Genomic DNA, 24,771 nt, shown 5'->3' with positions numbered 1-24,771 from the left:
AGGATGTAAGTGAGTGCTTACTTTAGTTTTGTCATTAGCTATATATACCTCACGTTTTTTTCTAAGTCAATAGTAATTTAAAACTTTTTTCTTTTTTGAAGTTTTATTTTGGTACTAAAACATCCTATTATAGACAGTTTTGGACGATAAAAAATATTTTTAAAATAAAAAAATTTGACAAATTTAACTTTTATGAGGTAATAAGGGTCTTGTTAAGTATTTTTTAACTACAATTTGGGTAACAAGGAGGAAAAAATGGTATTTGAAAATCTTTTAACTGAAATTCATGGAAAAATCTGTATAGTTAAAATTAACAGACCTGAATCTTTAAACGCTCTAAACAAAGAAACCTACAAAGAGATTCACCAATGCTTTTCTCAGTTAGAAAAAAATGATGAGATTGACGTTATTTTACTAACGGGCGAAGGACGTTCTTTTGTGGCAGGAGCTGATATCTCTTTTATGAAAGATTTAAGCACAAAAGAGGCTAAAGAGTTTGGTATTTTAGGCACAAATGCTTTTAATGCAGTGGAGAATATCAATAAAGTTGTTATTGCTGTTATCAACGGATTTGCTCTTGGTGGTGGATGTGAACTTGCTATGTCATGTGATATTAGAATTGCTTCTGACAAAGCAAAACTTGGGCAACCTGAGGTTACACTTGGTATCACTCCTGGTTCTGGTGGAACTCAAAGACTTCCTAGATTAGTTGGTGTAGCTAAAGCTAAGGAGCTTATATATACAGGTAATATTATTGATGCCCAAGAAGCTAAATCTATCGGTTTAGTTAATCAAGTTATTGAGCATGATAAACTTATGGAATATGCACTGAATATGGCAAGTAAAATTAGTTCCAATGCTAAATTGGCAGTTCAGTATTCAAAAGAAGCTATAAATAAGGGGATTCAAGTGGATGAAACTACATCAATGTTCATTGAAAGTAGTTTATTTGGACTTTGTTTCTCAACAGAGGATCAAAAAGAGGGTATGTCAGCATTTTTGGAAAAAAGAAAAGCAAACTTTATTAACAAATAAACTATACAAAAGTTATAAGGAGGAACAATGAAAGTATTTATTATAGGTGCTGGAGTTATGGCTGGTGGAATTGCTCAAGTTTTTGCAACAGGTGGTCACGAAGTTTTGATGACTGATATCTGTACTGAGGCTCTTGAAAAAGCAAAAAAAGGTTTTGTAAAAAGTTTAAGCAAGTTAGTTGAAAAAGAGAAAATTACAGAGGATAGAAAAAATGAGATTTTAGCGAAAATCCAAACAACATCAAATATAGCTGATGCAAAAGATGCTCATTTAGTTATTGAAGCTGTATCAGAAAAAATGAGTATCAAAAAAGATCTATTTACAAAACTAGATGAGATTTGTTCTAAGGAAACTATATTTGCTACTAATACATCTTCACTTTCTATAACTGAGATTGCATGTGCTACAAAGCATCCTGAAAGAGTAATAGGAATGCACTTCTTCAATCCTGCTCCTGTTATGAAACTTGTTGAAATTATCAAAGGTTACACTACAAGTCAAGAGGTTTATGAAACTATTTTAAAACTTTCTAAAGAGTTAGGAAAAGAGCCTGTTTTATGTGAAGAAGCTCCTGGTTTTGTTGTAAATAGAATTTTAATCCCTATGATTAACGAAGCTATTGGAATTTTAGCCGACGGTGTTGCTACTGCTGAAGATATAGACAACGCTATGAAATATGGTGCAAATCATCCTATTGGACCTTTAGCTTTAGGAGATTTAGTTGGACTTGATGTTGTTTTAGCAATTATGGATGTTTTAACAACAGAGTTTGGAGATTCTAAATATAGAGCTCATCCTCTTTTAAAGAAAATGGTTAGAGCTGGAAAACTAGGAAGAAAATCTGGAGAAGGATTCTATAAATACTAATAGAAAAAGAGAAAACCTACTTTTGTTGGTTTTCTCTTTTTTATCTCTCCCTATTCTGTTTTTTTATACTGATTAATCGATTTCTGATAAAATTTAATTTTTTCACTTAAAAAATGCCCATCCCTTTCTCCTGTGAATTTTCCCTGTGTTAAAATCTTTAAAAGAAAACTACCCATAACACTACTCAACATATCATTTATAAAAACTTCAGGTGAGTAATGAATTTTATGTTCATGAAAAACTCCAATAAAATGATCTACTAAATAGTTTTTAAAATCAATTGTTCTAAGAAACTTTTGATTTTCACTATCTGATAATTTCAGTTGAAGTCTAAACATTATCTCATGTTGATGTAAAAAGTTTTGATAAAGTAAGATACTTTTAGCTATATCCTGTTCTAGTTCTCCCGTTAAACTTTCATGTAGAGAACGAATAATTTTACTCTCCTCTACAAATTTATTTATTATCTCCTCTAAAACTCTATTTTTACTTCCAAACAATCTAAAAATAGTAACTTCATTGCATTCAGCTTCTTTAGCTATACGTTTTGTTGAAACTTTATCAAATCCCTCTTCTGAAAAGAGTCTTTGTGCACAATCTAAAATTTTATCCCGTGTTTTCATCAATCCTCCAGTTCTGCCCGTATTTTTAAATGTTATCCCAATATATACCTCACTTTTGACTCTTTTGTCAAATATTTTTTAAGAAAATAAAAATATTTTTTTATTTTCAAAACTCCCCTCTAATCACACGTTTGTAACACCTTTTTTATGTTCGAAAAAAATATTTTTTATTTCACTATTGACATTTACTTTCTATATGAGGTATATATTCATACTGAAAATAAGCAAGTATGTACTTGCTAACTTAAACAAAGGAGTGAAGTTATGAAAAAATTGGTCTCTGTTGATTTTGCAGCATCACTTATTAAAGATGGTTCATCTCTTATGACTGGAGGATTTTTAAAGTGTGGCTCTCCTAAGGAGGTTATCGAAAAATTATTGGAAAATGGTACTAAGGACTTAACTCTTATTGCCAATGACACAAGTTTCCCAGATTTTGAAAGAGGAAAGCTTATTGTTAATAAAAGAATTAAAAAAGCTATTGTATCTCACATTGGTACTAACCCTGAAACTGGTAAACAGATGCACAGTGGCGAAATGGAAGTTATTCTAGTCCCTCAAGGAACTCTTGCTGAAAGAATTAGAGCTGCTGGAGCTGGACTTGGTGGAATTTTAACTCCAACTGGAATTGGAACTGTTGTCCAAGAGGGGAAAGAGGTTATTGAAGTGGATGGAAAGAAATATCTTCTTGAAAAACCATTAAGAGCTGATGTAGCACTTATTTACGGAACAAAAGTTGATTCTTTTGGAAATGTATCATTTCATGGTTCTACTAGAAACTTTAATACAATAATGGCTACTGCTGCTGATACAGTTATCGTTGAAGCTGAAGAGATTATTGATGGATGTTTAAATCCTAACGAAGTGGTTATTCCAGGAATATTTGTGGACTATATCGTTAAGGGAGGAAGATAGATGGAACTTACAAAAGAGAGAGTTAGAGAGATTATAGCTAGAAGAGTTGCTAAAGAGTTTAAAGATGGAGATGTGGTAAACTTAGGAATTGGATTACCTACAGAGGTTGCTAACTATATTCCTCACTCTATATACGTTGCATTGCAATCAGAAAATGGTTTAATTGGTATGGGACCAACACCTTGTGAAGCTGAAGAGGATTGTAGAATTGCCAATGCAGGTGGGTCGTTAGTTACTATTGCTCCTGGAGGATGTTTCTTTGATAGCTTTACATCTTTTGGAATAATTCGTGGAGGACACGTTGATGCCACTGTTTTAGGAGCTTTACAAGTTGATGAAAAAGGGAACCTAGCTAACTGGATGGTTCCTGGTAAAATGGTTCCTGGCATGGGTGGAGCTATGGATTTAGTTGTGGGAGCTAAAAAAGTTATTATAGCTATGGAACACACTGCTAAAGGAGCTCCAAAAATTTTAAAAAATTGTACACTGCCTCTTACAGCTGCTAATGAAGTTAATATAATTATTACAGAAAAAGGGGTTATGGAAGTTAGTGATAAAGGTATTATTTTAAAAGAACTTAGCCCATACTCATCTATTGAAGATATTGAAAGCTCTACTGAGGCTACTTTAATTATTGATGCAGATTTAAAAGTTATGGAAGTATAAATTTACTAGGAGGTTTTTAAATAAATGGAAAAAATCTATATTGTAGCTGCAAAGAGAACACCTATTGGATCTTTTTTAGGTTCTTTAAATAAAGTATCTCCAAGTCACTTAGCTGGAGAGGTTATAAAAAATATTCTTGAAGAAACTAAAGTTGATCCTAATAACTTGGATGAAGTTATTATTGGAAATGTTTTATCTGCTGGACACTCTCAAGGGGTAGGAAGACAATCTGCTATTAGAGGAGGAGTTCCTTACTCAGTTCCAGCTTATTCTTTGAATATTATCTGTGGTAGTGGAATGAAAGCTGTGATGTCAGCTTATCAAATTATAAAATCTGGTGAGGCTTCTCTTATCTTAGCTGGTGGAACTGAATCCATGTCTCAAGCTCCACATCTTCTTAACCACGGCATTAGAAGTGGAGTTAAAATGGGGGACTCTCTAGCTAAAGACCATATGATTTTAGATGCTTTAACTGATGCTTTCCACGGAGTTCACATGGGAATAACTGCTGAAAACATTGCCGAAAAGCACAATATCTCTAGAGAGGAACAAGACCAATTCTCCATTGAATCTCAGCAAAAAGCTATTGCTGCTATTGATAATGGACGTTTCAAAGATGAGATTGTTCCTATTGAAGTAAAAGATAGAAAAGAAACAGTAGTTGTTGATACAGATGAATATCCAAATAGAAAAACATCTTTTGAAAAACTTTCACAACTTAGACCTGCATTTAAAAAAGATGGTTCTGTTACAGCTGGGAATGCTTCTGGTATAAATGATGGAGCTGCAGTTTTACTTATCGCTTCTGAATCGGCTATTAAAAAATACGACTTAACTCCTTTAGTTGAAATTGTTGGAGTTGGACAAGGGGGAGTTGACCCTTTAATTATGGGACTTGGGCCTGTTCCTGCTATAAAAAATGTTTTAGATAAAACTGGAATGAAATTACAAGATATGGATATCTTAGAACTTAATGAAGCTTTTGCTGTTCAATCTCTTGGTGTTATGAAAGAACTTTGTGAGATGTATTCAATAGATCCTGTTTGGTTTAAAGATAAAACAAATGTCAATGGTGGAGCAATTGCTTTAGGACATCCAGTTGGAGCTAGTGGAGCTAGAATACTTACAACACTTGTACATGAAATGAAAAAAAGAGATTCACAATATGGGCTAGCTAGTCTTTGCATTGGTGGAGGAATGGGTACTGCAATAATTGTAAAAAATGTTCAATAAAATATATTAGGAGGAAATAAATGGATTTTACATTAACTAAATCGCAAGAACTTTTTAAGCAAATGATTACAACTTTTGCTGAAAATGAAGTTAAACCCCTTGCTGCTGAAATTGATGAGGAAGAGAGATTCCCTGTTGAAACTGTTGAAAAAATGAGTAAAACTGGTCTTATGGGAATTGTTATTCCTACTCAATATGGCGGTGCTGGTGGAGATCAAATTATGTATACTATGGCTGTTGAAGAACTTTCAAAAGTTTGTGGTACTACTGGTGTTATCCTTTCTGCTCATACATCTTTAGGAGTTGCTCCTATTTTAGAGTTTGGAACTGAGGAGCAAAAACAAAAATATCTTCCTAAAATGGCTTCTGGAGAATGGATTGGTGCTTTTGGTTTAACTGAGCCAAATGCTGGTACTGACGCTGCTGGACAACAAACTACTGCTTGGTTTGATGAAAAAACTAATGAATGGGTATTAAACGGTTCTAAAATATTTATAACTAATGCTGGATATGCCCACGTTTATATTATATTTGCTATGACTGATAAATCAGCTGGTTTAAAAGGTATCTCTACTTTCATAGTTGAGGCTGATACTCCTGGATTCTCTGTAGGTAAAAAAGAGAAAAAACTTGGAATTAAAGGTTCTGCTACTTGTGAGTTAATATTTGAAGATTGTAGAATTCCAAAAGAAAACTTAATTGGGGCTTTAGGAAGAGGATTTAAAATTGCAATGATGACTCTTGATGGAGGAAGAATTGGAATTGCTGCTCAAGCTCTTGGAATTGCTGGTGGAGCCTTAGATGAAACTATTAAGTATGTAAAAGAGAGAAAGCAGTTTGGTAGATCTTTAGCTCAGTTCCAAAATACACAGTTCCAGATTGCTAATATGTATGTAAAAGTTGAAGCATCTAAAAACCTAGTTTACAAAGCTGCTTGGAAAAAATCTAGAAAAGAGAACTACTCTCTTGATGCTGCTACAGCAAAACTATTTGCTGCTGAAATCGCAATGGATGTAACTACAAAAGCCGTTCAACTTCATGGAGGATACGGATATACAAGAGAATATCCTATCGAAAGAATGATGAGAGATGCTAAAATTACTGAGATTTATGAGGGAACATCAGAAGTTCAAAGAATGGTTATTGCAGGATCATTACTAAAGTAAATTAGGAGGATTAAACATAATGAAAATAGTTGTATGTATAAAACAAGTACCTGATACTACAGAGATTAGATTAGATCCTGTTAAAGGAACTCTTATTAGAGATGGAGTACCTAGTATCATAAATCCAGATGATAAAGGTGGATTAGAAGAAGCATTAAGATTAAAAGATAAATTTGGAGCACACATCACTGCTATAACAATGGGACCTCCGCAAGCTGATTCAGCTTTAAGAGAAGCTATTGCTATGGGAGTAGATAGAGCAATACTTTTAACTGATAGAAAATTTGCTGGAGCTGATACCTTAGCTACATCTCACGCCATATCAGCGGCTTTAAAAGAGTTAGATTATGACCTTATTATTGCAGGAAGACAAGCTATTGATGGAGATACTGCACAAGTTGGTCCACAGATTGCTGAGTTTTTAAATCTTCCACAAATTACATATGTAAACGATATTAAATTTGATGGAAAAGATACATTTGAAGTAAAAAGAGCTACTGAAGAGGGATATATGTTACTTCAAGTTCAAACACCTTGTTTAATGACAATTTTAGCTGAAGCAAATAAACCTAGATATATGAACGTTAAAAATATTGTGGAGGCTTTCAATAAAGAGGTTGAAGTTTGGGGAGTAGACAGATTATCCGATATAGATGAAGAAAAGTTAGGACTTAAAGGTTCTCCAACAAAAGTTAAAAAATCATTCACTAAAGGTGTTAAAGCAACTGGACAACTTTATGAAGTTGCCCCTCAAGAAGCAGCAAAAATCATTGTTGAGAAATTAAAGGAAAAATTTATAATCTAAAATTTTAAAGAAGGAGAATGTCATGAATTTAAATGAATATAGAGGAATCCTTGTTTTTGCTGAGCAAAGAGAGGGAGTACTACAAAATGTTGGATTAGAGTTAATCGGTAAGGGAAAAGAGTTAGCTAAATCTCTTGATGAAAAGGTTACTGCAGTTCTATTGGGGTATAATATTCAAAATTTAGCTAAAGAACTAGTTGCTTATGGTGCTGATGAAGTTATTGTTATCGACTCAAAAGAGTTAGCAATCTATGACACTGAAGCTTACACACAAGCATTCTCAGCTGTTATTAAAGATAGAAAACCTGAGATTGTACTAATTGGTGCTACTACACTTGGAAGAGATTTAGGACCTAGAATCTCATCTAGAATCGAAACAGGACTTACAGCTGACTGTACTATGTTAGAGATTGGAGAGAATAGAGAGTTTTTAATGACAAGACCAGCTTTTGGTGGAAACTTAATGGCTACTATTATCTGTCCTGATCACAGACCTCAAATGTCAACAGTTAGACCTGGAGTTATGACAAGATTACCAAAAGATGAGAATAGAGATGGAAAAATTACAGATTTTAAAGTTAGTTTTGACAACTCAAAAATGAAAGTAAAAATTTTAAATATAATAAAAGAAGCAAAAGCAAAAGTGGATATTACAGAAGCTAAAATACTAGTTTCAGGTGGAAGAGGAGTTGGAGCTCAAGGTGGATTTGATAGCTTAGAGCTTCTTGCAAATGAACTTGGTGGAGTAGCTGCAGCTTCTAGAGCATTAGTTGATGCTGGAGTAGTAAGTCATGACAGACAAGTTGGACAAACAGGAAAAACAGTTAGACCAGATATATACTTTGCATTTGGAATCTCTGGAGCTATACAACACTTAGCTGGGATGGAAGAATCAGAGTACATAATAGCTATAAATAAAGATAAAGCGGCACCTATTTTTGGAGTAGCAGATTTAGGATTAGTGACTGATTTAGGGAAAACAGCTACTTATTTAGTTGAAGAGATTAGAAAAGCAAAAGCTGAAAAATAAACCTTAAAAGTTACCACTTTAAAGCAAAGGATAAAAAATATCCTTTGCTTTTTTAAATAAGATATGGGGGTATGAAAATTGGATAATACAGTTAAAAATAAACAGTTTAATCTTTTTGAAAAATTCACTCAACTTTGTGTTACTGTAATGCAAAAGTATCTTCCTGATGCTTTTCTTTTTGCAACAATTCTTACTTTTATCGTTTTTATTGCTGCAACTATAATGACTAAGCAATCCCCTTTTCAAATAGCTATGCACTGGGGTAATGGTGTTTGGTCTCTTTTAGCTTTTTCTATGCAAATGGTAATGGTTCTTGTAACGGGACATACTTTAGCAACTGCTCCTTTTTTCAAAAGAATTTTAGATAAACTTTCTAATCTACCAAAATCTCCTATTCAAGCTATTATCTACGTCACTTTTGTATCTGGAGTAGCTTGTATTTTAAACTGGGGATTCGGACTTGTTATTGGAGCAATCTATGCCAAAGAGATTGCAAAGAAAATCAAAGGTGTTGACTATCGTCTTCTTATTGCCTCTGCTTACTCTGGTTTCTTGTTATGGCATGGAGGAATCTCTGGTTCTATTCCTCTTACTTTAGCTTCTGGAAACCTTTCAAAAGCTACTGCTGGTGCTTTAGATAAAGGAATTAGTACATCACAAACTCTATTTTCATCATATAATTTAATCATTCTTCTTGTTTTACTATTTACGCTTCCTCTACTAAATGCAGCTATGCACCCTAAAAATAAAGAGGATGTTTTTCAAGTTGATGTATCACTTTTAGAAGATGATATTCAACCTGTAACTTTTGATAAAACTGAAATGACTCCCGCTGATAAAATTGAAAATAGTCCTGTTGTAAATATTTTAATTGGTATTCTTGGATATACATATATAATTGGGTATTTTTTTCAAAAGGGGTTTGATTTAAATCTTAATATTGTAAATATGATTTTCTTAGTTACTGCTATAGTTGCTCATAAAACTCCTAAAAATCTACTTTTAGCTTTTGGGAACGCTTGTAGAGGAGCCGCAGGAATTATTTTACAATTTCCTTTTTATGCTGGTATAATGGGGATGATGGTTGGACAAAATAGTGATGGTGCTTCTTTAGCAGGGATCATATCACAAAGTTTTATTAGTTCATCCACAGCTCTTTCATTTCCAAGTTTAACTTTCTTAAGTGCTGGAATTGTTAATTTCTTTGTTCCATCTGGTGGTGGACAATGGGCTGTTCAAGCTCCTATCATGATGCCAGCAAGTATAGAACTTGGTGTTTCAACAGCAAAAACTGGTATGGCTATTGCTTGGGGAGATGCTTGGACTAATATGATTCAACCATTCTGGGCTTTACCTGCTTTAGGTATCGCCAAGCTAGGAGCAAAAGATATTATGGGATATGGAGTAATTATTACAATCTATTCTGGTATTGTCATTATGTTAGGATTAACTTTCCTGTAAACTCTCGGATAATCCTAAGAAAACCTCTCCCTAAAATAAGGAAGAGGGGGTCTAATTAAATATTTGTGTAAACCTTCAAGTTGGGGTAATATTAAATTATCTAACTTGGAGGTTTTTTTATGAGAAGAAATATGTCTGAAGAAGAAAAGCAAAAAAGAATTAAAGTGAGAGAATTTTTGAAACAAAATCCTATTTCTAGTCCTGATGATCTTAATACTTTTTTTAAAGATATGATGAAAATTATGATAGAAGAGTTTTACCAAATACAATTGGACAAGACTTAGAACCTAAAATAATTTCTATGTATGCTAAAGGCATGACTATCTCATATTAAAGAAATTTACGGTTATCAGGTTTCTGATAGCTCTATTACTAGAATTACAAAGATTCTTCCTCTTGTTAAAGAATGGCAAACTCGACCTTTAGAAGCTATTTATCCTATTGTTTTTATGGATGCTATTCATTATCACGTAAGAAGTGAAGGACAAATTGTAAAAAAAGCTGTATACATTGCTATTGGGATTAGTTCTTCTGGAGAAAATGAATCTGCAAAGTTTTGGCTTAGTAAACTGAATGAACTTAAATCTAGAGGAGTTGAAGATATATTAATCGCTTGTGTTGATGGACTTACAGGATTTTCTAATGCTATAGAAGCTGTCTATCCTCAAACTCAAATCCAACAGTGTATAATTCATCAAATAAGGAGCTCTACTCAATTTGTGTCATATAAAGATATAAAAGTTTTAATCGCTGATTTAAAGCTAGTATATAAAGTAACTACAGAAGAGAGTGCGCTATTAAACTTAGAGTTATTCGACGAAAAATGGGGTAAAAAATATCCTAAGATTGCAATATCTTGGAAAAACAAGACATTACAAAGAAATGGACAAGTCGTCAAAGAGATTGGGGTCAAATTATATCGCAGCTTCAAATATATTTTGAAGGAAGAATTTAAATTTAAGTGTATGAAAGTATAAAATTAATAAAGTGGATTATTCTTCCACTTTATTAAGATTTCTCTAAAATATATAAAAATGGATATTTAAAAAGGGATAACTTAAAAAAAAATCATCCCTAAAAAATATAAAATATTACTCTAAATTTTTTAGAGTTTACACAAAATTTGAAGAAGCCTCAAATAAAATCATTTTAAGTCACCTCTTAATTTTAAATTTTATCAAAAAAATTCTCAAAGCTACTAGCTACCTTAAATCCAACTCCTGTATTCACAGCTTTAAAGTGTTCTTTACCACATTTTATTTTTAAATTTTCTGTTTCTCTTCTATCCTCTTCAAATAAAGAACCTTTTGTTTCAACTATAAAATATAGTTTCTCTTCATTTTTATCAAGATTAGGTTTAACTAAAACAGCCCAGTCTGGATTATAATTTCCTAAAGGCGTTGCTATTTTAAACCAATCAGGAAGTTTAGCATATTTTATTACATTACTACTCTTTTCCAAATCGTTAGCAAAAGATCCCTCGATATCAGAATCTATAACAACATGAGAGTATGGAGATTTTGAACTCTCAATCATATTTCCATTTTTATTCATCTCTGTTTTTAAATAACCAAATAAATCTTCTGTTTCAAATAACTCCTGAGAATAATACTCACTATCACCAATTTTTTGATATTTTATTCCATCAACTATAAATGTTCTCATGGTTCTTTTTATAATATCCGTAACTTGTTCTAAGTACATCTGAGGATCTTTTTTGAAGCTATTTAAAGTAGATGTTTTTGTAAGTATATCAACAATACTTCTTCTAGTTAAATTAGTTTCATTTTGTAAATAACTTACAATATCAGGAAGCTTATATCTATTATAAATCTTTATATCTTCATGCTCTGATATAATCATTCCCTCTTCTATTCCACCTTGAGTTATTTGAAGTCTCTTCTTTTCAAATAAAAACTTTTCTGATGGTATATATACTGTATTATCAATAGCTTCAACACATTTTTCAATTAATTTTTTTTCATCAAAATTAACTTCGTAAGTTGTTTTGTATTTTACTTTATCCCATAACTCTTTAAATTCAGGACTTAATAAAACTCCTTTATTAATACAAACTTTCTTTTTATCATCTGCATTTTTAATAATAAGTTTTCCAGCAGTAGATTTTAGTTTTTTAATAATTGCAGTTTCAAAAGTCTTAAACTCTTCTGGTAAAGTAACTCTATTATCTTTTAAATCTATTTTTAATTTATCTTGAACTTTTCCTTTTAAATCTATATAACTTTCAGCAATAAGATAGTTAAATATCTCTTCAGACTTTTCATGTCCTAAATAAATCTCTTTTCCATGCTTTATATCAACTATAATATTAGCAAAGATATGACTTTCAACAACTCCAAATTTAATATTTTCCTCTTTCTCCATCTCTTTCTGTAGATTCTCAACAAACTGTTCATAAGATTCATTTGCCATTACTGTTAAAGTATTAACTTCAAACCCACGAACTCTTTCACCATGCTGATTAACAGCTATTCTAAGTCCTCTTCCAATCTCTTGTCTCTTTTTTATTTCAGATGTAGTTTCATTTAAAGTACAAATTTGGAAAACATTTGGATTGTCCCATCCCTCTTTAAGAGCAGAGTGAGAGAAGATAAACGATAGTGGTTCATCAAAACTTAATAATCTTTCTTTATCCCTCATAATTTTATTAAATGTATCGTTATCTGCATTAGTATTTCCTTTTGTATCTTTTTCTTCAAAGTATTCTTTACCACTTTTACTTTTCTTTTTATCCATAGAAAAATATCCATCATGCACTACTTGAGATCTTTTTTCTAAAGGCACTGAAAGAGTTCCTAAATCGTGATATTCAGGACGTTGAATAAGCTCATAATACTCTTCTTCAAACATAATTGCATATTTTCCTTTTTTAGGTTCTCCAGTTTCAGGATCATAGATTCTATAGTTAGCAACTTTATCAATAAAAAACAGTGACAAAACTTTTATCCCTTGAGTTTTTAATCTTTTTTGTTTATCAAGATGCTCTTTTATAGTTTTTCTAATTTGTAATCTTTTTATAGTATCTGGATTTTCTCCACCATTAAGTTGTCCTAAAGTAAGTCTAACTTTTCCTAAATCAATAAATGATTTACTAGAATCTTCCTCATTTACAGTTATTTCATTAACTGTATAACCGTCATAAATATCCCTCTTTGCTTTTTCATTTAAGTGGTCTCCTTTTTTTACAGTTACCTCTTTTCTAGTAACTTTGGCACCACTTTTAACATCCAATTCTAACTTAGCAGTTATTCCTGTTTTTGTTGCTTTTATATCTGTTACCTTAATATATTCAGTGTTAGCACTATGAGTAACTCCAACTGTTGCTACTTCAATTTGCTTAACAAGTTGTTTATCATAAGCATCTATTGAATCTAGCTTAAATACAGGGTTATATTTTTCTTTATGAGTTGCAGAGTATCTTAATGTACAAATTGGATTAAGATCCTTTATTGCTTCTTTGGCTTTGTCGCTTTCCATATTTTGAGGTTCATCTATTATTACAATCGGATGACATTGTTGGATATAATCTATTGGTCTATATCCATTAGCTTGGTCTCTTTCCTGTTTAATTATATTAGTATCCTTATTAAAGGCATCTATAGTAATAACCATAATTTGAATAGTATCATTAACAGCAAAATTTCTTATCATATCTATTTTTTTAGAATCATATATAAAGTAATCATAAGGTACATTATCATACAATCCTTTAAAGTGATCTTTAGTTATCTCTAAAGTTTTATAAACTCCCTCTTTAATTGCTATTGATGGTACAACTATTATGAATTTAGTAAAATTATATTGCTTATTCAGTTCCATTATAGTTCTCAAATAAACATATGTTTTTCCTGTACCAGTTTCCATCTCTACTGAAAAATGATAATCATCTTTTTTTATTTTTTTTGTCTGTGGTAATCCATTTTTAACTTGTATTTCATTTAAGTTTTTTAAGATCTCTTCAGGAAATAATAAAAGACTATTTCCTATACCAAGTTCATTTTCAACAGTTCCTAGTTTTATTTGAGAACCCACTGTTTTTTCAACAGTGAATATAGTTTTATTACTTTCTTGTCCATTAAATATATCTGTTATAGATTCTATGGCTTCTAACTGATAACCTAAATCATCTTCAAATTTTATTTTCAACTATTACTCCTCCTCCATAATTAATTTTTTTATATCCTCTTTTGAAGGAAGAATTGTTTCATATCTACTTGCAAAGATTTGCTCATTATTTTCTGGCAGTGTTATCTCTACCAATGTATCATTTTTTTCACGACATATTATTATTCCAATAGTTTTATTTTCTTCTAGTAATTTAATAAATCTGTCATAATAGTTAACATACATCTGCATTTGACCTAAATCTTGATGAGTTACTTCCCCTATTTTTAAATCGATAAGAACAAAGCATCTCAATAATCTATTATAAAAAACTAGATCTACTCTAAAATGTTTTTCATCAAAAGTAAACCTAACCTGTCTTCCTACAAAAGTGAATCCTTTTCCTAATTCTAATAAGAACATCTCTAGCTTATTAATTATTTCTGATTCTAAATCATGCTCTGAATATTCGTGCTTCTCTGGAAGCCCTAAAAATTCTAGTACATATGGGTCTTTTATTACATCTATTGGCTTTTCTATTATTTGACCTTTTAACGATAACTCTTTTACAGATTCTTTATCTCTACTTAAAACTAATCTTTCATAAAGAGCTGAATCTAATTGTCTTCTAAGTTCTCTTAAGCTCCAATTACTGTTAAACGCTTCAATTTCATAAAACTGTCTTTCCTCTATATTAGATATTCTCATAAGAATAAGATAATGAGACCAAGATAGTTTGAATTCGTCAGACAGCGTCTGACGAATCTTATAAACATCATAAAAAGTTTTCATCTGCTTCAAATTTGTTTCAGAAAATCCTTTTCCAAACTCTTTTGTTAATCTTATAGATAGAGTTTTTAAAAGTTCTTTACCATAAGTAGCACGATATTCACCTTTTTGTTCCTCTTCTAAAATTAGCCTTCCTATTTCAAAATAGGTTTTTACCATAGTTATATTTACTGTTTTCAATACCTTTTCTCTAGAATTTTTTAAAATATTTAAAATATTCTCATAAAAAATTTCGGTTTTATTTTGTATTTCCATAACTATATACTCCTAATCTCTTTTATCCCAACTTGCTTTAGCTTTTGAATAGCGTTTGTTTTATCAATATCGTTCTTGAATGAGCTATCTCTTAATACTACTGTAGTTTTATAGTCTTCATCTATTTCCAATAGCATCTTATACTCTTTACAAATAGAATCTATTACATCTAAAGTTATTGTCTTATTTAAATTAACCAAAAGAGTTCCTCCCCCAATAGAATAAAAGTCTTTATTTTCAACTATTGGAACATTCAGATCTAATCCATATTTTAAAAGAATTTCATAAAGTACATCTAGTGAAGTTCTATCAGATTTTATGTTGTCTATAGAGTCAAATAAGCTTTGTTTTAAATCTGTTGTTTCTGAATCCCATTCTTTTATATTAGATGTATCTAATTTAAATACTTTAAATCCTGTGTCTAATTTTTCTCTATTTTCTAAAGGTAAAGTTTCATCAGCTTTAATCTTTTCTCCAGCTCTTCTAATTCTCTCTTTTCCTATTTCACATATGTTTTTAAATCCTGTTTTTGCTGCTTCTGAATTTTCAGGTGTAGGCTCAGGTAATTGTACCATTATATATTTTCTATTTCCTCCATCCTCTGCATTTAATTGCATAGTAGCATGAGCTGTTGTTGCTGAACCTGAGAAAAAGTCTAAGATAATGTCTCTATTTTTTGAACTCAGAATTAACATTCTTTTTAATAAATCTATTGGTTTTGGATAATCAAAAAATGCATTTCCATCAAAAAGTTTTTTCAACTCTTGTGCTGCTTGCTGATTATGCCCTACTTCATTATAAAACCATAGTGAATTGGGAACAATTCCTGAATTTACTTCTGATAAAAAAGTTTTTAACCTTGGTGGATTTTCACCGCTTGTTCCGAACCAAATTCTGTTTTCAGATACCAATTTATTAAAATTTTCTTTATTCGTTCCCCAATATCTACCATTTGGAGGATAAACTTCTTTTCCTGAAGGCGTTGTTATCTTATATTTTAACTTTTCTGTTCCAGATGCTGTTGAAAATACAACTGATCTCCATGGCCCCCTAGGATCATTATCAATATTTTTATAATCTTTATTGTCTTCTTCCGTTCTTTCTAAACGATACAATTCAAACCCATCTTTACTATCTTTTGTTTTCTTTTTAAGCTTTGAATATACTAAAATTGTTTCATGCATAATTGAAAAGTAAGTTGCATCATTTTGTCTCGCAAATTTCTTTTGCCAAGCTATATCAACTATGAAATTTTCTTCTCCAAATATTTCATCACATATTTTTTTTAAATTTGTAACCTCATTATCATCTATAGATATAAATATTACTCCATCATCTGTTAATAAATTTCTAGCTAACTTTAACCTTGGATATATCATATTAAGCCAATCAGAGTGGTATCTTCCACTGCTGTCTGAATTTGTACTTAGCTTTTGTCCCTCTTCTCCAGTTTGCCCTGTTATTTCTAAATAGTTCTTTAAATTATCTTTAAAGTTATCAGGATATACAAAATCTTTTCCTGTATTATATGGAGGATCTATATATATCATTTTAACTTTGTTATGATATGATTTTTGAAGAAGTTTTAACACTTCTAGATTATCTCCTTCTATATACAGATTATTTGTATTATACCAATTTTTAGAATCTTCTTTAGATGGCAAAAGAGTTCCTGTACTCTGTTCTTGTGCTATTCTTCTTGCATTAGATTTTCCATGCCAATTGAAAGAATACCTTTCTTGTTCTACATCAATCTCTTTTCCTAAAAGTTGTTGTAGTGTTTCAAAATCTATTTTATTTTCTGAAAATACTTCAGGAAATATTTGTTTTAATTTCTCTATATTATCTTGAACTATGTCCATACTTGTTCCATTTAGTTTTTCCATTTATCTCTCCCACTTTTTATTAATTTTTTTATTGATTATTCCCATATTTTTATTTCTTGTTTCTATTTTTAATAATTTTTTTATAGTATCTAATTTTTTATTTTTTATTCCAAACTTGTATAGAAACTCTGGATTTTTAGTAAAGTAATTGATTATTAAATCTCTTAATTCAGAATAGTCATATTTAGAATCAACCACCTTTAAAACCTCTACAATAACTACTAAAACTGCTACGATACTTTTATCATCTATATCTGAATATTGTGTAATAAGTGGTTTATTTAATCTAGAAATTAATTTAAAATTCCATAGTATTCCATTATGTGCAACTATATTTCTAATCAATTTTAAACTTTTTAAATAAAAATCTAAATCCTTATTTGTTGATATATTTAGCTTTTTTGAAACTTTATCCTGGATATCTTTCACACTTTCCTCGTACATTTTAGTAGCCATCCCAAAATCAATAACTTCAATTAAAATCCAAAGAGGAATAAAATGCTCTTTCTTATATTTATCAAAATAACTTTCAATGCATCCTCTTGTATTTCTAGCTGTATATTCTGTAATCTTCTTTTTAAATTCCAGCTTATCCTTTAAAATTTCATGTGGCTTTTTCATTTCATTTTTTCTAGTTTTTTTATTGTAAAAAGAATAATCTTTCCATTCTAATGTGTTTAAATATCCAAAAGGTCCTATTTTTTTTGTTCTTTCTGAAATAAAGTAAGCTAAATTAGTTTTAAAAGAAATTTCTATCTTTTCTATCATTTCAAATACAATTCTAGAAAATTTTCTATCAAACTCGTATAGTTCTATAAATTTGCTAAATTGTAAATCATATTTATCTGATGATATTTCAAATACTTTCATGTATCCACTAAACTTATAGTAATTTATATTAGATATTACTCTTTCAGCTTCTAACTCTGAAATAACATTAAATTTTATTCCTCTATCTTTCATAAGCTCTATTTGCTCTTCATAAGTTTTAAAATTTTTTGTATAATTGCTCATATTCCTCCTTAATAAGACAAAAAAGACCCCTATGTTACCACTTATTTCTAAGCGATATGCCTCACGGCTATAGGGGTACGGATCTAACTTATTTATCATTTGATAAAATCATACCATTAAAATTAAAGTTTGTCAATCAAATTCCCCATCTCAAATTTTAAAAAATTACAAATCAGTTGTTCAAAATATCTTTTCTCTCTTTTATCTTTTCCATTAATTTAGTTTGTATTTCAGCTATTTTATTCAATTGAATCTCTTTTTCTCTTAGAGCTTTTAACTCCTCTATCTCTTTATTTAAAGCCTCTAGTTTTTCTATGTTGCTAGTGTCTATATTGGAATCTATTTTTAGATTTTTAGATAGATTATATATTTTTATTTTTTCTATTATACTTTCGTAGAATAGCTTTAAATTAGTTGAGTTAAAATTTTTATAAAGAAGCTCCTTTAAATACTCTTCATCACTGTTTATCCATAAACTATTTTGTAATTCTTCCACTTTAAGAGTATTCTCTGTAATCTCCTTTTTAGCTAAAGAGATCAATATCTCATTTTTCAACCCTAAGATTACAACAGTTCCTTTAGGAATAAGTTGATGCAGTAACTTTGAAACCGTATTTTCTTTCCCCTTCTCCTTTAGTTCAACTTTCAAAAAGTTAATCTCTTCATAACACTCTTTACTGTCTACGTAGCTTTCAATATTTGTATTTTTATAATTCAACATATATTGAAGTCTAATTCTTTCAACGTTTTCTATAAATATTCTTTTTAATTTTTCATCAGCATCTGCAACTTTATAGATTATCTCTTTGGGTACAATTTTATCTACTTTCCATTCTTTAGGAAAATTGAATATCTCCATATCTATCTCCCCTCCTATTTTATAACTAAAAATGATATTAACTCAAAATCATCCATGTTTTGGATTGAGCTATTTAGGCTAGTTTCCCCAAAACTAAATAAACTTTCTAATCCTTTTTCCTCTTCTTTTCCAACTATATTTTCAACAGTTTTTTCTAAAAAATTAGTAAATTTTCTCATATCTTTAGCTTCGTTAGTTTCAGTATTAAATTGAGCTATTAATTCAGAATAAACTTTATTTTCTCCGCTACAAACTTTTTTGTAAAGATCTAATATTTTTTTACTCTGTATGAAATTTAAAAGAACCTCTCCATTATCCTTTATATAAACTAGGAAATATGGATTTAAAGGATTGTGTTCACTTGGCTTTATCTCTTGGTTAATTTGCTTTAAACAGAAGATAACTCCTCTTTCAGCTTCATCTATATTGCTTTTAGCAATTGCATACATACCAGTTGAAGCAGTTTCTAAAACTTCTTTATGTTTTTTCATATAATTAACCAAATCCATTTTAAAATCATTAAAGGTTAAGTCGGTTATAGAGATTCCACCACTTATATCTTCTAAATCAACAACTTGCTCTTGAAGTTGGTGTAGCTGCTTCTTTCTATAATCCAAGTCATTCATATTCTCACTGTCAGTTATTATATTTTCCTCTCCAGTAGCAGACATATCTAGCATTACCATTCTTCCACTAACTCTAGCTTCTAAGTTTATATATTCATCTAACTCCATATTAGGCCAAAAATTAACAAGTTGAATAATATCATTTTTAGATCCAATTCTATCTATTCTTCCAAACCTTTGAATAATACGAACAGGATTCCAGTGAATATCATAATTAACTAAGTAATCACAATCTTGTAAGTTTTGTCCCTCTGAAATACAATCAGTTGCTATTAAAATATCAATCTCTGGTAAATTAGATTCTCCTCTCTCTTTAGATTTTGGAGAAAAGTTAGTTAGGATAGTATTAAATTCATTTCTAATACCTTTTAATGTTGTTTTAGGATTATCACTTCCTACAACAAGAGCAGAATGGACACCAAAATTTTCTAAAGCATATTTAGAAAGATGCTCATATAAATATTTAGCTGTATCAGCAAAAGCAGTAAATACAATCACTTTTTTATTGCCATCATTTATTGGATTCTTAATTTTATTTTCAATTAACTTTTTAAGTTCTTGAAGCTTTTTATCTCTATTATACTTTATATGAAATGCCTCTTTTAAAACTCTTTCAAGAATCTCTTTATCTTTTTCTAGTTCAGATCTCCATCTAATTTGGTCAATATCCTTTAAAAGAACTTTAACTTTCTTACTTCCTATTAAAACTCCATCTAATCTATTATCATCTATATCAATCTCTTCAATATCAAAGTCTTCTACAATATCTTCACAATTATCAAGCTTCTTTAAAGCTAAATCTATATTTTGAAGAAGTTTTGAAACTGTTAATCCAAAAGAGTGAATAGAACTTTCCATTCTTTTTAAGATATTTATTCTCATAAGATGTACTAAACTTTCCTCTCTATCCACTTGCTTAAATACAGACTTCCCAGTTTTAGTATCATATTTTTTGCTATACTCATCTAGTTTACTAGGAAGAACATATTTTATTGGAGAATAGATAGCTAAATTTAAACCTCTAATTAATCTATTTAACTCAGGAAGAGGTATAAATTCATTTAGTGTATCAATATCTGATTTTATATTAAGAGGTTTTAACCTTTCTGGAAATTTACCAATACTTGATGTATCATAATACTTTTGAATGTGCTTTCTAGATCTAGCAATAGTAAGCATATCTAAAAGCTTAAAGTAATCCATCTCTAAAAGTTCTAAAAGAGTTTCTAGTTTTTTCTTCTCTTCAGGCAAATCAGACCATCTATTAAAAGCCATTTGAGCTTTTCTTAAAGTTTGTTCTATGCTTTTTATTCCATGAATATTTAAAGCTGTATCATCTCCTTCCGTAGCAAAGGCGATTTGATTTTTCAAATCATTCATTTTATTATTTACAGGAGTGGCAGATAGCATTAGAACCTTTGTTTTAATACCTTTTTTTATTATTTGATTAAGAAGTCTAGAATATCTTGTTTCTTTATCATCTTTTTTATTATTGTTATTTCTAAAATTATGTGATTCATCTATAACAATTAAATCATAATTTTCCCAATAAATTTTTTCTAAATTTATTTCTCCACTATGTCCAGAGTATCTAGACAGGTCTGTATGATTTAAAACGTCATAATTAAGTCTATCTTTTTCTAAAACATTATCTTTTCTATTTCCTTTATATGTTAGCCAGTTCTCTCTTAGCTTTTTAGGACATAATACAAGAACTCTGTTGTTTCTGGATTCATAATATTTTATAACCGCAAGAGCTTCAAAAGTTTTACCAAGTCCAACTGAATCAGCTAAGATACAACCGTTATATTTTTCTAGTTTATCTATTGCTCCTAATACTCCATCTTTTTGGAAATTATATAGTTTATTCCAAACAACACTTTCTTTAAACCCAGTTTTACTTTTTACAATATCCTCTTCACTTAGATTATCTAAGTAATCTTTAAAAATATTGTAAAGAGTAACAAAATAAATAAATTCTGAAGTATTTTCTTTATAAACTCCTTCTAAAGTTTGAAGTAATGATTCCTTTACATCTTTAACTCTTGAGGTGTCATTCCAAAACATATTAAATTGGTTAACCATTTGAGAGGTATATATACTATTTTTAACATATGTATTCATCTCAGGTTTAGACGATGCTACTAGTCCAAGTCCTCCAGAAGTAAAGTCAGAACTTCCAAAAATACAAGAGCTTTCCTGTTTTTTATTCTCCATCAAATACATCTTTTGTGGTAGAGAATACTCTTCATCATAAGCTCTAACTTCTACCTTATTTCTAATCCAATCTGCACACTCTTTAGCTATTTCAGATTGTTTAAGCTCGTTTTTAAGGCTCATTTCATACCTATCACCAGCTAATCCTGTTTCATAGCTTCCGCTTAATTTAAATTCTCTATTTATATTTTTTTTATCTTTTATAAAAGTTGGCTCAGAAAAAAGTAATTTTAAACCATCTATCTTTTGTAATTCTTTTCTTAAATACTCGTAAGCATAAATAGTAAAATATGCTGATATTATTGAAACTTTCGTTCCTGTTCTCAAATCCTCTTTTAATTTATCAATAACTCTTCCTTGAGTTTTATTGTCTAAAAATTCCATAATTATCTCCCCTGATAACATTTAAATTTATACTTTTATTTATTATTGTACCATAAAACAACGTCAAAAACATCTTTAAATCAAAAAAACAAGAGCTTTAAAACTCTTGTTTTCACTGGATTTAATGATACATATTCTATATAAAATATAGCTTTATTCTAAAACTTCTAATTCTTTCCAAAGTTTTATAACAACAAAACTCTAAATCTTTTATTAAATCTAAATCTTTCATATCTGTATTATCATTATAGAATTTTACTGATATATACCCCTCCAAATACTATATTTCACACTTATTCTGAAATATATTCTTTTTAAAAAGTACCTATATTCAAGTCCTAAAATAGATTACTTCCTATTTTACAAGTCTCTTTCTGTAAATTAAAGTTAAAACATGCTGTTTTACTACTTTTTTAACAAAAGTTCATTTTTTTGACTCTCTAATTTCAATTTTAACCTTTTTGCTAATTTCTACTCTATAAAGTTATGAGCACCCATAGAAAATCAATTTAAACTGCACAAAATCGATTTTAAGGGTGCTCCTATCTTTTGTATTACACTTTTTTATTTAGAGCTTCAACCACTCTATTTCTTAACTCTATTCAAGATTCTATCTTTTAAATTAAAATCCTTTTCTATTTTTTTATTAGTAATTCTTTCTAGAGCAGACAAATTTCCATAACGACAAATATCATTCATCTCACTTTCTGTAAGAGTACTTGTTGTTTTTGACATCAACTCTTGAAAACGTTTTTTATTAGATATAAACTCCTCTATACACCCTTCCTCCTTTGTAGAGAAAAGATTATAAAAATCACTAACATAATCTTCTGGAATCACATATGGATTTTCATTTGGAATAAACAAAATCTTCATATTTGAACCTCTTGTCACATGGTGAAGAGTTTTTTCTGGTGACTCCCATACAGCAAATGCTTGCTTTTCAAAAAGAATATCTGACTCTAAAATCGATACCCCATATACAGTTTTTCCACCATGTAAGTCTATGTATTTTGCAACAGTTTCAAAAGAATCATTAATATTATACTTTCTTATTTGAATATTATGATCTAATTTACGAGTTAAAAAAACATAACTTTTAGAATGAATAAAATGTTCTAATTCATTGTAAATAATTTCTGGACAGTTTAATTTTGAGTGAGATTTCATTGCTACCTCCAAAAAAATCAAATATTTTTTGATTTTACTTATATTATACCCCGTATAAGAAACATTTACAACAAATGATTGAAATTAAAACTTTTTTATATTTTTCAACTAAATATAATTACAACTTTATAATATAAAACTTTACTCCATTTATTACAATTGTATCCTCTTTTTTTCTTCCGATCTTATCAAACTTACTATGAGTGTATCTTCTCACTAATTTAGCTGGATAATCTTTTGAAGTTTTAATAGAGATTAACTCAATTGTACTTAAAAGTTCAACTCTATCACTTGAAACTAAATAATCATCTGCACCATAAGAAAATAAAACTCCTTTGTAATAACCATCTGGTTTTATCATCTTAAAATTAAAATTCTTTCCTGTTTGCTTTACTATGTACTGCCCTAAAGCAGATATTTTTTCTTTCATTTTTTACCTCTTTTATATTCTTATTCTACTTTTATCTTTAAAAGCATTTTTTTACATCCTAATACACAACGTGTTACCTATTAAATCTCTTTTTTCATTTTTTCACAGAATTTTTTTGCTTTTAAACTGCTTTCATCTATATCTAACTCTAACTTTTTTATAGAACTATCCTCTTCAGATAAGTGAGTTAAAATAAAATATCCCAGTCCTCTATTTTGATACTTTGGACAAATAAAAAGCTTCACAACTTTAAAAGTTCCAACTTCACTTTGTTCTTTTAAAAATATAGCTCCTATTATCTCATTTTCTAAAAATATAACTTTTCCTATACTGTTTTCTACCATACTTTTAAACTCTTCGTAACTTTCCTCTTTTAAACTTTTTCTAAATGCATTTTTATTTATATTCCAAAGAATATTTAAATCACCTGCTCTGAAACCTTTAATCTCTACCATTTTTTTCCTCCTAAATATACATTTTTTTACTTTTTCACTCTCTTCATCAATACTAGAAATTAGCGATTTATCAAATTTTTACAACATCTATAGAAAGACGTACTTTCTATAAATAATTTTATATCTTTTATTTAAATTATATCTTTATTTCCACTTTTTTTCTAGGAAAAAGTTAAAATTCTTTTTTATTTTTAGGCTTTACTTGTCTTTTACCTGTTTTTTATTTTACCTTTACACACATCCTTTATAATACTATTAAATTTAAAAACGGGGTGATTTTATGATATTTAATAAAAAAATATTAGGTTCATTGGTTTTGACAACACTTTTAACTAGTTGTGGTTCTTCTGAAAAACCTGTATCTAAAGATAATATAACAAAAGAGATTACAGTTTATACTGCTTTAGAAAATGAGCAAATTCCAGAATATCTTCAATCTTTTAAAAAACAATACCCAAACATAAAACTTAATATCATTAGAGAATCAACAGGTGTTATCGTTTCAAGAGTTTTAGCTGAAAAAGATAATCCACAAGCTGATGTTATCTGGGGAACTGCTGCTACTGGTCTTTTAGCTTTAGATGAAGCCAATCTTTTAAAAGAGTATTCTCCTAAAGATATTGAAAAAATAAATCCAAAATTTAAAGATAACACTGGGAAAAATCCTAAATGGGTTGGAAATAACGCTTGGATGACAGCTATTTCAGTCAACACTATTGAAATGAAAAAATTAGGACTAGAAGAACCTAGGAGTTTTTCA

The 24,771-nt window shown here is 29.6% G+C and carries 22 protein-coding genes; 12 read left to right on the top strand and 10 right to left on the bottom strand.

Annotated features, from left to right (window positions below; all coding sequences use genetic code 11):
* Window positions 1-255 precede the first annotated feature (255 nt).
* On the top strand, window positions 256-1,035 hold the full coding sequence (locus ACRC8M_RS06925) for an enoyl-CoA hydratase-related protein (protein WP_438528469.1): 780 nt from the start codon (window positions 256-258) through the stop codon (window positions 1,033-1,035).
* A gap of 27 nt (window positions 1,036-1,062) precedes the next feature.
* On the top strand, window positions 1,063-1,902 hold the full coding sequence (locus ACRC8M_RS06920) for a 3-hydroxybutyryl-CoA dehydrogenase (RefSeq protein WP_438528468.1): 840 nt from the start codon (window positions 1,063-1,065) through the stop codon (window positions 1,900-1,902).
* A gap of 50 nt (window positions 1,903-1,952) precedes the next feature.
* On the opposite strand, the gene ACRC8M_RS06915 is transcribed toward ACRC8M_RS06920, so the two are convergent.
* A complete protein-coding gene (locus ACRC8M_RS06915) occupies window positions 1,953-2,525 on the bottom strand; it encodes a TetR/AcrR family transcriptional regulator (RefSeq protein WP_438528467.1) in 573 nt (190 codons plus the stop codon).
* A 264-nt stretch (window positions 2,526-2,789) separates the two neighbouring features.
* Here ACRC8M_RS06915 and ACRC8M_RS06910 point away from each other — a divergent pair, with 264 nt between their 5' ends.
* From ACRC8M_RS06910 to ACRC8M_RS06870, 9 genes are all read left to right on the top strand, one after another.
* Window positions 2,790-3,440 carry a CoA transferase subunit A gene (locus ACRC8M_RS06910; RefSeq protein ID WP_438528466.1) on the top strand — a complete coding sequence of 217 codons (651 nt, stop codon included), beginning with the start codon at window positions 2,790-2,792 and terminating at the stop codon, window positions 3,438-3,440.
* Window positions 3,441-4,106 carry a 3-oxoacid CoA-transferase subunit B gene (locus tag ACRC8M_RS06905; protein WP_438528465.1) on the top strand — a complete coding sequence of 222 codons (666 nt, stop codon included), beginning with the start codon at window positions 3,441-3,443 and terminating at the stop codon, window positions 4,104-4,106. It begins immediately after the preceding gene.
* A gap of 24 nt (window positions 4,107-4,130) precedes the next feature.
* Entirely contained in the window at window positions 4,131-5,339 is a 1,209-nt protein-coding gene (locus tag ACRC8M_RS06900) for an acetyl-CoA C-acetyltransferase (RefSeq protein WP_438528464.1), read from the top strand.
* A 20-nt stretch (window positions 5,340-5,359) separates the two neighbouring features.
* On the top strand, window positions 5,360-6,505 hold the full coding sequence (locus ACRC8M_RS06895) for an acyl-CoA dehydrogenase (protein ID WP_438528463.1): 1,146 nt from the start codon (window positions 5,360-5,362) through the stop codon (window positions 6,503-6,505).
* A gap of 19 nt (window positions 6,506-6,524) precedes the next feature.
* Window positions 6,525-7,310 carry an electron transfer flavoprotein subunit beta/FixA family protein gene (locus ACRC8M_RS06890; RefSeq protein WP_438528462.1) on the top strand — a complete coding sequence of 262 codons (786 nt, stop codon included), beginning with the start codon at window positions 6,525-6,527 and terminating at the stop codon, window positions 7,308-7,310.
* 22 nt (window positions 7,311-7,332) lie between these two features.
* Window positions 7,333-8,340, top strand: coding sequence for an electron transfer flavoprotein subunit alpha/FixB family protein (locus ACRC8M_RS06885; protein ID WP_438528461.1), 1,008 nt, complete (start codon window positions 7,333-7,335; stop codon window positions 8,338-8,340).
* A 78-nt stretch (window positions 8,341-8,418) separates the two neighbouring features.
* Window positions 8,419-9,801, top strand: a complete 1,383-nt coding sequence (locus tag ACRC8M_RS06880) for a short-chain fatty acid transporter (RefSeq protein WP_438528460.1) — start codon at window positions 8,419-8,421, stop codon at window positions 9,799-9,801.
* 119 nt (window positions 9,802-9,920) lie between these two features.
* Window positions 9,921-10,085, top strand: a complete 165-nt coding sequence (locus ACRC8M_RS06875; RefSeq protein ID WP_438528459.1) for a hypothetical protein — start codon at window positions 9,921-9,923, stop codon at window positions 10,083-10,085.
* Window positions 10,086-10,130: 45 nt separating this feature from the next.
* Window positions 10,131-10,778 (top strand): IS256 family transposase, encoded by a 648-nt coding sequence (locus ACRC8M_RS06870; protein ID WP_438528497.1) that lies wholly within the window; start codon window positions 10,131-10,133, stop codon window positions 10,776-10,778.
* Window positions 10,779-10,968: 190 nt separating this feature from the next.
* Here the strand turns inward: ACRC8M_RS06870 and ACRC8M_RS06865 are convergent, their stop codons facing one another.
* The 9 genes from ACRC8M_RS06865 to ACRC8M_RS06825 form a co-directional block, all read right to left on the bottom strand.
* On the bottom strand, window positions 10,969-13,968 hold the full coding sequence (locus tag ACRC8M_RS06865; RefSeq protein ID WP_438528458.1) for a type III restriction-modification system endonuclease: 3,000 nt from the start codon (window positions 13,966-13,968) through the stop codon (window positions 10,969-10,971).
* A gap of 3 nt (window positions 13,969-13,971) precedes the next feature.
* The gene (locus ACRC8M_RS06860) at window positions 13,972-14,970 is read right to left on the bottom strand and encodes a PDDEXK nuclease domain-containing protein (protein ID WP_438528457.1); all 999 of its coding nucleotides are present in this window, start codon (window positions 14,968-14,970) and stop codon (window positions 13,972-13,974) included.
* 2 nt (window positions 14,971-14,972) lie between these two features.
* Window positions 14,973-16,856, bottom strand: a complete 1,884-nt coding sequence (locus ACRC8M_RS06855) for a site-specific DNA-methyltransferase (protein WP_438528456.1) — start codon at window positions 16,854-16,856, stop codon at window positions 14,973-14,975.
* Window positions 16,857-17,870 (bottom strand): Abi family protein, encoded by a 1,014-nt coding sequence (locus ACRC8M_RS06850; RefSeq protein WP_438528455.1) that lies wholly within the window; start codon window positions 17,868-17,870, stop codon window positions 16,857-16,859.
* Window positions 17,871-18,042: 172 nt separating this feature from the next.
* Entirely contained in the window at window positions 18,043-18,729 is a 687-nt protein-coding gene (locus ACRC8M_RS06845; protein WP_438528454.1) for a DUF4391 domain-containing protein, read from the bottom strand.
* A 14-nt stretch (window positions 18,730-18,743) separates the two neighbouring features.
* A complete protein-coding gene (locus tag ACRC8M_RS06840) occupies window positions 18,744-21,956 on the bottom strand; it encodes a helicase-related protein (protein ID WP_438528453.1) in 3,213 nt (1,070 codons plus the stop codon).
* A 585-nt stretch (window positions 21,957-22,541) separates the two neighbouring features.
* Window positions 22,542-23,126: a hypothetical protein gene (locus ACRC8M_RS06835; RefSeq protein WP_438528451.1), complete on the bottom strand. Its 585-nt coding sequence runs from the start codon at window positions 23,124-23,126 to the stop codon at window positions 22,542-22,544.
* 118 nt (window positions 23,127-23,244) lie between these two features.
* Window positions 23,245-23,556, bottom strand: coding sequence for a hypothetical protein (locus tag ACRC8M_RS06830; protein ID WP_438528450.1), 312 nt, complete (start codon window positions 23,554-23,556; stop codon window positions 23,245-23,247).
* 80 nt (window positions 23,557-23,636) lie between these two features.
* On the bottom strand, window positions 23,637-24,011 hold the full coding sequence (locus ACRC8M_RS06825; protein WP_438528449.1) for a GNAT family N-acetyltransferase: 375 nt from the start codon (window positions 24,009-24,011) through the stop codon (window positions 23,637-23,639).
* Window positions 24,012-24,291: 280 nt separating this feature from the next.
* Here ACRC8M_RS06825 and ACRC8M_RS06820 point away from each other — a divergent pair.
* The coding region (locus ACRC8M_RS06820) for an extracellular solute-binding protein (protein WP_438528448.1) at window positions 24,292-24,771 on the top strand (480 nt) is incomplete at its 3' end.

This window comes from Cetobacterium sp., assembly GCF_051653945.1.
In the GTDB taxonomy this organism is placed as follows: Bacteria; Fusobacteriota; Fusobacteriia; order Fusobacteriales; family Fusobacteriaceae; genus Cetobacterium_A.
This window is presented reverse-complemented; position numbering and strand designations above follow the sequence as displayed.

What these genes read in the sequence shown, in the direction of transcription:
- ACRC8M_RS06925 (WP_438528469.1), top strand. Translation starts at nt 256, where the DNA reads ATGGTATTTGAAAATCTTTTAACTGAAATTCATGGAAAAATCTGTATA.
- ACRC8M_RS06920 (WP_438528468.1), top strand. Translation starts at nt 1,063, where the DNA reads ATGAAAGTATTTATTATAGGTGCTGGAGTTATGGCTGGTGGAATTGCT.
- ACRC8M_RS06915 (WP_438528467.1), bottom strand. Translation starts at nt 2,525, where the DNA reads ATGAAAACACGGGATAAAATTTTAGATTGTGCACAAAGACTCTTTTCA.
- ACRC8M_RS06910 (WP_438528466.1), top strand. Translation starts at nt 2,790, where the DNA reads ATGAAAAAATTGGTCTCTGTTGATTTTGCAGCATCACTTATTAAAGAT.
- ACRC8M_RS06905 (WP_438528465.1), top strand. Translation starts at nt 3,441, where the DNA reads ATGGAACTTACAAAAGAGAGAGTTAGAGAGATTATAGCTAGAAGAGTT.
- ACRC8M_RS06900 (WP_438528464.1), top strand. Translation starts at nt 4,131, where the DNA reads ATGGAAAAAATCTATATTGTAGCTGCAAAGAGAACACCTATTGGATCT.
- ACRC8M_RS06895 (WP_438528463.1), top strand. Translation starts at nt 5,360, where the DNA reads ATGGATTTTACATTAACTAAATCGCAAGAACTTTTTAAGCAAATGATT.
- ACRC8M_RS06890 (WP_438528462.1), top strand. Translation starts at nt 6,525, where the DNA reads ATGAAAATAGTTGTATGTATAAAACAAGTACCTGATACTACAGAGATT.
- ACRC8M_RS06885 (WP_438528461.1), top strand. Translation starts at nt 7,333, where the DNA reads ATGAATTTAAATGAATATAGAGGAATCCTTGTTTTTGCTGAGCAAAGA.
- ACRC8M_RS06875 (WP_438528459.1), top strand. Translation starts at nt 9,921, where the DNA reads ATGAGAAGAAATATGTCTGAAGAAGAAAAGCAAAAAAGAATTAAAGTG.
- ACRC8M_RS06860 (WP_438528457.1), bottom strand. Translation starts at nt 14,970, where the DNA reads ATGGAAATACAAAATAAAACCGAAATTTTTTATGAGAATATTTTAAAT.
- ACRC8M_RS06855 (WP_438528456.1), bottom strand. Translation starts at nt 16,856, where the DNA reads ATGGAAAAACTAAATGGAACAAGTATGGACATAGTTCAAGATAATATA.
- ACRC8M_RS06850 (WP_438528455.1), bottom strand. Translation starts at nt 17,870, where the DNA reads ATGAGCAATTATACAAAAAATTTTAAAACTTATGAAGAGCAAATAGAG.
- ACRC8M_RS06845 (WP_438528454.1), bottom strand. Translation starts at nt 18,729, where the DNA reads ATGGAGATATTCAATTTTCCTAAAGAATGGAAAGTAGATAAAATTGTA.
- ACRC8M_RS06840 (WP_438528453.1), bottom strand. Translation starts at nt 21,956, where the DNA reads ATGGAATTTTTAGACAATAAAACTCAAGGAAGAGTTATTGATAAATTA.
- ACRC8M_RS06835 (WP_438528451.1), bottom strand. Translation starts at nt 23,126, where the DNA reads ATGAAATCTCACTCAAAATTAAACTGTCCAGAAATTATTTACAATGAA.
- ACRC8M_RS06830 (WP_438528450.1), bottom strand. Translation starts at nt 23,556, where the DNA reads ATGAAAGAAAAAATATCTGCTTTAGGGCAGTACATAGTAAAGCAAACA.
- ACRC8M_RS06825 (WP_438528449.1), bottom strand. Translation starts at nt 24,011, where the DNA reads ATGGTAGAGATTAAAGGTTTCAGAGCAGGTGATTTAAATATTCTTTGG.